General features: G+C 38.9%; 7 protein-coding genes. 2 read left to right on the top strand and 5 right to left on the bottom strand.

Annotated elements, in window-relative coordinates:
• Positions 1-22: 22 nt before the first annotated feature.
• From gpsB to B3D98_RS14150, 5 genes are all read right to left on the bottom strand, one after another.
• Entirely contained in the window at positions 23-319 is a 297-nt protein-coding gene (gene gpsB, locus B3D98_RS14170; RefSeq protein ID WP_004269307.1) for a cell division regulator GpsB, read from the bottom strand.
• 121 nt (positions 320-440) lie between these two features.
• Positions 441-1,688: a ribonuclease H-like domain-containing protein gene (locus B3D98_RS14165; protein ID WP_048389987.1), complete on the bottom strand. Its 1,248-nt coding sequence runs from the start codon at positions 1,686-1,688 to the stop codon at positions 441-443.
• Between the two features lie 158 nt (positions 1,689-1,846).
• Entirely contained in the window at positions 1,847-4,114 is a 2,268-nt protein-coding gene (locus tag B3D98_RS14160) for a DEAD/DEAH box helicase (protein WP_257961385.1), read from the bottom strand.
• A complete protein-coding gene (locus B3D98_RS14155; protein ID WP_288583726.1) occupies positions 4,089-4,472 on the bottom strand; it encodes a YppE family protein in 384 nt (127 codons plus the stop codon). The genes B3D98_RS14160 and B3D98_RS14155 overlap by 26 nt, the downstream gene beginning before the upstream one ends.
• Positions 4,473-4,679: 207 nt before the next feature.
• Positions 4,680-4,877 (bottom strand): hypothetical protein, encoded by a 198-nt coding sequence (locus B3D98_RS14150; protein ID WP_004225568.1) that lies wholly within the window; start codon positions 4,875-4,877, stop codon positions 4,680-4,682.
• Between the two features lie 380 nt (positions 4,878-5,257).
• On the opposite strand from B3D98_RS14150, the gene recU reads away from it, so the two are divergent.
• Both recU and B3D98_RS14140 read left to right on the top strand, forming a co-directional pair.
• Positions 5,258-5,902: a Holliday junction resolvase RecU gene (recU, locus tag B3D98_RS14145; protein WP_048389981.1), complete on the top strand. Its 645-nt coding sequence runs from the start codon at positions 5,258-5,260 to the stop codon at positions 5,900-5,902.
• Between the two features lie 2 nt (positions 5,903-5,904).
• Positions 5,905-8,583 (top strand): penicillin-binding protein 1A, encoded by a 2,679-nt coding sequence (locus B3D98_RS14140; RefSeq protein WP_288583722.1) that lies wholly within the window; start codon positions 5,905-5,907, stop codon positions 8,581-8,583.
• Positions 8,584-8,598 lie beyond the last annotated feature (15 nt).

Genomic DNA, 8,598 nt, shown 5'->3' with positions numbered 1-8,598 from the left:
AATACAATATAATTGACTAAATTTATTCGTACAGCTTGCTACCAAATACATGTTTTTCTAAATTAGAAAGACGTTTTAAAATATCAAAATTCGTTGTACCAGCTGCCGCTGAAGCAACCGGTTGTCTCTTAGGTGTGCTTTCAATTTCTTCTTTTAACTGTCTATTTTCTTCACGTAGTTGGGCCACCACTTTTTCAAACGTTTCATAGTCTTGAATAATTTCATCAAGAAAAGAATCTACTTCTTCTACATTGTAGCCTTTAAAGTTCTTTTTAAATTCCTTTTCAAGGATCATTTTTGACGTTAATTTAATGTCCATTCACATCGCCCTTCCTCACACTACATACACGAATACATTATAGCATACTTCATCACATTATATCGTCTGAAAATACTAATTGTAAGGCTAAACTTGTCGTTTCACGCGCTTACCCACGAATTTATTTCTTATTTCCTAATCTGTGTAGTCTCTTTTCCCAAGAAATTTCCCATTTTTGTTTTTGTTCTGCTCTCCATTGCCCATTATTTCGAATGAGACGTATGCCTTCTTGCGTATAATAAAGGGCCAGCTCATAATCCTTCATTTGGTGCTCATAAAGTATGGCTAGCTGCTCAAGGGCATGTAACTTTGTTCTTGCTTCAACAAAATGAAGGGAGGCCACGAATGAGTCAATAGCTTCACTATAGCGTTTATTCTTCTTGTGCTGTAAAGCTAAATAATATTGAGCATGGCCCGCTTCTAGCGCATCAAATTTTGATGTCACCTTTTCTAAAATCCTCACACTTTGTGTACTTTCTCTTAAATCACCATACCATTTCCCAATGTTGGTGAAAGTTTTTGCTGATTCTTCATGGTCCTGCTCGAACAATAAATACGTAGAATGACTATACAGTGTGATAAGTGATAGTAAATCCCACTCATTATGATGCAAAACCTTTATAAGAGCATCTGGAATGCCACTTTTTACTGCATCCAAATAAATAATAGGTGCGAGATGGCCTGGAATATCCCCTTTACGCGAAAAACCAAGCTTTTCTTCCTCGACAGATTTTAATTTTAAGCGCTCCATATCATTTTTCCATAAACGCTTCGAACTATGCAACAAATCGATCTGTCGCTGAGAGCGTAATTTTGGTAAGGTTTTTTGATGCAATGTCCATCGTGTTTCAAGCTGTGGCCAATCAAAGCTTTTCCCATTATAGGTAATCACAGTAGCTGACTTTTGCCAAAGCTTGGATTCAAATAAGAAGGCTGCTTCATGTGCAGGATCTGCCATAATATATTGTGTGAGGATAAAGGATTCTTCAGCTACCTCTAAAAATCCAAGCAAAAAAATATGGGTCCCAACACCCTTTAAACCTGTTGTTTCCGTGTCAAAAAATAAGACGGACTCTTCCATATCTAGCGCATAAGGATGATCAAACTCAGCATCTTGCCATTTTTTCAGGGCTTCAAAGAATGATTGCAGTTGATAATGTCCATGCTGATAGCTAAACGGATAGCTTACTTGACGCTTAAATACGATGCCGAAATCATTTTCAACAACGGTTAGTCCCGCCTGTTTCCATTGCTCTGTATAGCTTGGCCTAGCAGGCTTTTGGAACGCTGGTTCTTCAACTTTTTTGGCGGACATCGGTTTTTTTCCCAGCATTTTTTTCATTTGTAATATTTTATTTTCGTAAGACATGAATTTCACTCATTTTCTGCTTATTGTATAAGACATCTCTCTTGCAAGAGTAACATGATTGTTAACCTCATTCAAAATATTCTTCGATGAAAATCGATTTACCATGAATACAAACAAGAGGGTGAAAGAACATATTGGCGTTCCTCACCCTCTGTTTACTATGCCATTAATTGTTGCAGTAATTTAGCTACCTTTCCTTTTGATTGAAGCAATGATTCTTGTGCCCCAATACAGGAAGGACAGCCCGATTCACATGCACAATTTGTAACATGTTCATATGTTTTCATGATTAGCTCTTCCCATAGTTCATATACCTTTTCACTTAAGCCGATGCCACCAGGATACTTATCATAGACAAAAAACGTTGGCCGCTCATTATGTGTGGCCTTCACCTGTGGTACAACGGCTACATCGCTACTATCACATTGAATAAACAAAGGAATGAAGGCATTCATCGCGTAGGCTACCCCAGTCATAGCATCTGTTAGCTCTTCCTCTGTCCATTTATCTGGTGCTGTAAACGATAGCCACGAAGCACTTGTATGCATTTCATCTGGTGGTAAATGTATAGGTCCTGAGCCAATATTGTCATGTGTGCCGAAGCGTATTTTCTTGAAAATCGTTGCTTGTGCAACTAAGCCAACATCGCCAAAGCAGATTGTACCACCTGCATATGAACGGTTACGATCTTCCTCTAAAACTTTCATTTCAACTGCTAGATTGGCATCTGTATAGTAATCAACATCTACTTCACGTACGTAGGCTTTCTTTTCTTCCCAGTCAAGCTTCTCTACTTGGAACTGAATGCCTTGGTGCAAGTAAATGGCTTCTTCATGCAAGAGTGTCATGGCACTATGACGATCCATTTCACCAATAACCTTTGTCTGTGCAGGAATGGTAAGATCAATAATGACTACATTTTCTTGTGACGCTGAACGTAAGCTAATATCATGCGCCGGGAAACGATCACTCATCCAATGCCATTTATCACTCGTCTTAAAAACTACCCCTTCTTCTGCTAAATACTCCAGCAATTCTTGTATGTCATATTCTCCATACGTATCGCCTGTTGAAAAAGGTAGCTCGAAGGCAGCACATTTCAAATGATCCATTAAAATCAGCATATTTTCTGGATAAATACGTGCTTCCTCTGGTGTACTGCCTAGTAAAAATAGTGGATGATTGACTACATACTGGTCCAATGCGGAAGATTGCGCAACATAAATAATCAATGCCTCATCCTGACGTCTCCCTGCACGTCCTGCTTGCTGCCAAGCACTCGCAATATTTCCTGGGTAACCTGTCATAATACATGCTTGTAATTGACCGATATCGACACCTAATTCTAATGCATTGGTGCTAACAACTGTTTGGATTGTCCCATCACGTAAGCCTTTTTCGATGACACGTCGTTCAGATGGCAGATACCCACCTCGATAGCCACGTACAGATTCATCGAGCAGCTTATTACGTGTAAGTTCCTTTAAATAGGTTACAATCATTTCTACTCGTACCCTACTTTTGGCAAAAATAATGGATTGAATGCCAGCCGTGTACAACCTCTTAGCTAAATCACTTACCTCTAATACAGCACTTCTACGCACGCCAAATGTTTTATGAATAATCGGCGGATTGTAAAAAAGAAAGGTTTTCTTACCAACTGGAGCACCCGAATCAGCAATGAGCATGTGTGATTCATTCGTTAGTAGCTCAGCAAGCTCTTTAGGATTTTTTATGGTAGCCGATGTACAAATAAACACTGGTTTACTCCCATAAAATTCACAAATTCTTTTTAATCTCCGAATAACATGCGCCACATGGGAACCAAACACACCTTTGTATGTATGCAATTCATCAATCACAATATATTGTAGATTCTCAAAAAGTGAAACCCATTTTGTATGATGTGGCAAAATCCCCGAATGAAGCATATCAGGATTCGTCATCACGATATGCCCTGCCTTACGAACCTTTTGGCGAATGCCTGGAGCCGTATCTCCATCATAGGTATAGCTTAAAATCTCCTCACCGCTTTGCTCAATGAGCTCATTCAAATCATTTTTCTGGTCCTGTGCCAGTGCCTTTGTTGGAAATAAATAAATGGCACGTGCATTTTTATCCTCCATTATTTTTTGTAGCACTGGCAGATGATAGCAATAGGATTTACCTGAAGCAGTTGGCGTAACCGCTGTAAAAGATGTACCACTCTGTGCCAAATCAAATGCCTCTCGCTGATGTGTATAAAGCTGCTCAATCCCTCTTGTCTGTAAGGCTTTCACTAAAGAAGGATGTAAATTCCTAGGAAATGGTGCATAGTTAGCTGGACGCCCCTCTAATGTTTGCCAATGCAGGATACGCTCTTTAAGTTCTTCATCATATCTCCACTCATGTAAAAGCTCACTAATCGTTCGTTTCTTCGATAGCATCCTTTTCTCCCTCCTTAACTAATCGTTCAAATGTTTTCAAAGTATAGGAAGTAGAATGTATGGCATCTAAAAAACGTTTTTTACTTGTTTCTTTATAAAAAGATTGCACAACAAATTGCTCCATCGATTCAACGACTGAAGCAATTTGTTGCGTATGCATATATTTTGGTCGATTTTTTTGAATCCATTTATTGGCTTCTTGCTGCCATACCTTTAAAAGTTGATGAATTTCATCTGCATGTGGCTTTACCTCTTGAAAAAAATCAGGTGTTCGATCTTCCTCACGCATTTGCCAAAAACGTGAAACGCACTGATCACATTCATCTATTAATTTGGATGTTTGCTGGATAACTAACAATTTTGCACCTCATCTCTCAACAATTATACATAGCAAATATATTTCGTAGTGACGGCATATACATGCTGAGTATGTTTTGTTCAGCTCGTCAGCTATGGAAATATCACTGTTTATGACACCTATTTACCACACCTTTATGGAAAATAATGTATCAATCTTCATGCTATTGCGTTAGTTCAATTGCTTATAAGATAAGTGTACCAAAGTCTATGATTTTTCACTACTAATAGGCGAACAAGCATTCTTTACTTGCCAGTTCTTTTCTGCTAAGCTTACTTTCTGGCTAACCGCTTTAAGTTGCATAAAAAAATGCAAACTATGAGCATTGTTTTCCAATGACACTCTCGTGAAAAGTAATTGATTGACCAGATCTAACTGCGCAACTAATTGTTCTAACTTGTTCAAAATAACGCCTCCTTTGCTTTACTTTAGTATTCCTCGTATGTATAGAATTACCTTCAGGCGTGACAAAATAAGCGTAAGTTAGCTGAAAGAAGAAGATTTTCGATAAAATTTTAATAGTGAACCTCTGACCAAAAAAATCGTCATGAATGAAAGGTTGCTGTGTGAGTATATTTTCATCCCAATGACCTATTTAAATTTATCAGTTATTTTGACGATTCTAGTAATAATAAAGCTGGCGATTTTTCGACGCAAATTATTCATACGTACCATTTGTTTTCTACTATTCTAGTAACAATTTCATGAATGATGGAGGTAGAGAACAACTATTAAAACATGGTAAACTAGTGGATAGAAAAGCAGTAAGGTAAAGGGTGAGTTTAATGACAATTCGTTATCCAAACGGGAAATTGTATACCCCAAATGCTTCTGTACAGAAAACAGAAAAAAAGAGCAAAAGCAAAGATTTATCTTTTAGTAATCGCGGGAAGACGCTAGAAGATGAAATTAATGAAGCAAACGACTATTATATAAAAAGGCGACTTGCTATCATTCATAAGAAACCTGTTCCTGTGCAAATCGTCAAAGTAGAGTACCCTTCACGAAGTGCTGCTGTCATTCGTGAAGCTTATTTTCGAACACCCTCTACAACCGACTACAATGGTGTTTGGAATGGGCATTATATAGATTTTGATGCAAAGGAAACGGCTTCCAAAACAAGTTTCCCCTTAAAAAATATTCATGAGCATCAAATGACACATATGCAGCAAGTGACGGAACAAAATGGTGTGGCTTTTATTATCGTTCGTTTTTCTGCTTTTGAGCGATATTTTATTGTGCCATACAAAGTTTTACAAAAGGCCTGGCAAGCAATGGAAAATGGCAATCGTAAATCGATACCCTTTTCGATCATCGAAGAAGAGGCATATGAAATTCCCACGAGCTATTATCCGCGTATCGATTATTTACCTATCATCCAACAATTGATTGATGCAAAATGCTACGGGTCTGAAAGTGAGGAGAAATAAGAATGACTGAACGTCGTCGAACACGTGGAGAGCATCAAAAGGCTCTCGCTGAAAAAAATAAAAAGAAAAAAACGAAACCAGCCTCATCCGCTAAGACATGGTTTAAACGCATTTTCTTAACTGTCTTAGCCATCGGTGTAGCAGGCTTAATTGGAGGAGGTGCATTATTTGCCTTCTATGCAAGCACGGCTCCTGAGCTCGATGAAGAATTATTGAAAGATCCTGTTTCTTCAGAGTTCTACGATAAAAACGGTGAATTATTTGCAACAATCGGTGCTGAAAACCGTAAATATATAAAATATGAAGATATACCTGAAGATATGATCAATGCTATTCTGGCTACAGAAGATGTACGCTTTTTTGAGCATCATGGTATGGATTTTTATCGTCTAGGCGGTGCAATCCTTGCAAACTTCCGTGATGGCTTTGGTGCGCAAGGTGCATCAACTTTAACACAGCAAGTAGTCAAAAACTCATTTTTACAAAACGAGAAGAAATTAAAGCGTAAAGCACAGGAAGCATGGCTTGCCTTCCAATTAGAGCGTAAGTATACGAAAGAAGAAATTTTTGAAATGTACTTCAACAAAATGCTTATGTCAGGTCGTATCTATGGCTTCGGCACAGCCTCACAATACTTCTATGGTAAAGAATTAAAAGATTTAACTTTAGATGAAGAAGCACTATTAGCAGGGCTAGTGCAACGACCAAATGCGTATAATCCATTAAAAAACCCTGAGCTTGCAAAAAAACGACGTAATACCGTTTTAGGATTAATGTATCAACACGGAAAAATTTCTAAAGCCGAAATGGAAGAAGCCAAAAAAGCAGAAGTTCAATCAGGTTTAGCGGATGATGCAACACGCCAATCATTTGCAGGTTCCAAATATGATGCCTTCCTGGATATTGTTATTAATGAATTAGAAAATAATGGTGACGGTTCGGCAATGGCAGAAGGAATCAAAGTCTATACGACGCTTGATCCAAATGCTCAACAAGTTGTAGAAAATGTGATGAATGATGATAGTAATTTCCCAACTGAAGATATTCAGTCAGGTGTGGCGGTCGTTGATACAAAAACAGGTGCCATTCAAGCCGTTGGTGGCGGTCGTAAATATGGTGCAGAACGTGGCTGGAATTATGCCGAGGACTTAACAAATAATCAACCAGGTTCCACAATGAAACCGTTAGTCGACTATGGGCCAGCAATTGAATATTTAAAATGGTCTACAGGTCAAACACTTGTCGACGAACCAATGAACTATACAGGTACAAAGCAAACAATCACAAACTGGGATGGCAGATATATGGGTGCCATGACTGCACGTAAAGCATTATATGCTTCACGGAACGTTCCAGCTGTCAAAGCATTACAGGAGGTTGGCACAGAAAAAGCCAAGGAATTTGTTGGACGTTTAGGAATTGAAACAGAAAACCTCTATGAGTCCGATGCAATTGGCGGTGGTGCTATTACTATCTCTCCTATTCAAATGGCAGCTTCCTATGCTGCTTTCGGTAATAACGGGGTCTATACAGATCCACATTCGATTACAAAAATTGTCTATCGAGATGGTAAAACGTCTAAAAACTATACACCTGAGTCTAAAGTGGCTATGAATGATTATACGGCTTACATGGTAACAGACATGCTACGTGATGTAGTCGGCAATAAGCCTGATGCCTCAGGAACTGCAGCCAATGTGCCTGGCTTGGATATCGCAGGTAAAACAGGTACAACTAACTATTCAGCAGAAGACTTTAACAAATATAATTTACCGAATACAAGTGTGCCAGATTCATGGTTTGCTGGTTACACAACTAACTATTCCATCGCTATATGGAGTGGCTATGAAAAACACTTTGATCCAATTACAACGTGGGAAGAACGTCGATTACCACAAAACTTATTTAAGACGATTATGCAAGAAATTTCAGCGAATGTTGAGACAGCTAGCTTCAAAAAGCCAAGTACTGTTGTAGAAGCAACGGTGGAAGTAGGCTCTAAACCTTTAAGATTGGCAAGTGACTATACACCTAGCGAACTACGTCAAACAGAGTTATTCGTTCGCGGGACTGAACCAACAGAGGTTTCTGAGGTCTATGAGGCGCCAGAGCTATCTACACCTTATAATGTTTCAGCAAACTTAGATTTAGGAGCACAGTCGATCAATATTTCTTGGGAACATGATGCCATCCTAAATCCAGAAACCGATGAACCATTACCAACTTCATTTGAAGTTTCTGCCACACGTGAAGGTGGAGAAACGGTTGTCCTTGGCACAGCAGACACGAAAGGCCTAACTGTTGCTAACACACTTGAAGATGGTAACTATACAATCTCTGTCGTAGCCATTGTAGATGGCACACGCAGTGAGCCTGGGACAACTACCTTCCAGATCACAACTACCCCTGAGGAAGATTTGGAAACGGAAGATCCAGATGAACCAGATATTGATTTACCGATTGATCCTGGTCAAGAGGATAATGATCAAGGTAATAACAATAATGGTAATGGCAACAACGGTAATAACAACAATAATAATGGTAATAACGGGCATGGAAATGGTAATGGGCATGGAAATAACGGCAATGGTGGAAACAATGGCAATAATGATGGAAATCAGCAGCCAACACCTCCTACCGAGCCTACCAACCCAAATGAAGAAGACCAAAGCTCAGAATAAAGAAAAAAACCGAGA

It is taken from the genome of Lysinibacillus sp. UBA5994 (genome assembly GCF_002429725.1).
Lineage (GTDB): Bacteria > Bacillota > Bacilli > Bacillales_A > Planococcaceae > Lysinibacillus > Lysinibacillus capsici.
Note: the sequence above shows the minus strand (reverse complement) of the source record. Positions and strands in the feature narration are given on the sequence as shown.

Excerpts from the sequence above, each read along its gene's own strand:
- recU (WP_048389981.1), top strand. The coding sequence starts at position 5,258 with ATGACAATTCGTTATCCAAACGGGAAATTGTATACCCCAAATGCTTCT.
- B3D98_RS14140 (WP_288583722.1), top strand. The coding sequence starts at position 5,905 with ATGACTGAACGTCGTCGAACACGTGGAGAGCATCAAAAGGCTCTCGCT.
- B3D98_RS14165 (WP_048389987.1), bottom strand. The coding sequence starts at position 1,688 with ATGTCTTACGAAAATAAAATATTACAAATGAAAAAAATGCTGGGAAAA.
- B3D98_RS14160 (WP_257961385.1), bottom strand. The coding sequence starts at position 4,114 with ATGCTATCGAAGAAACGAACGATTAGTGAGCTTTTACATGAGTGGAGA.
- gpsB (WP_004269307.1), bottom strand. The coding sequence starts at position 319 with ATGGACATTAAATTAACGTCAAAAATGATCCTTGAAAAGGAATTTAAA.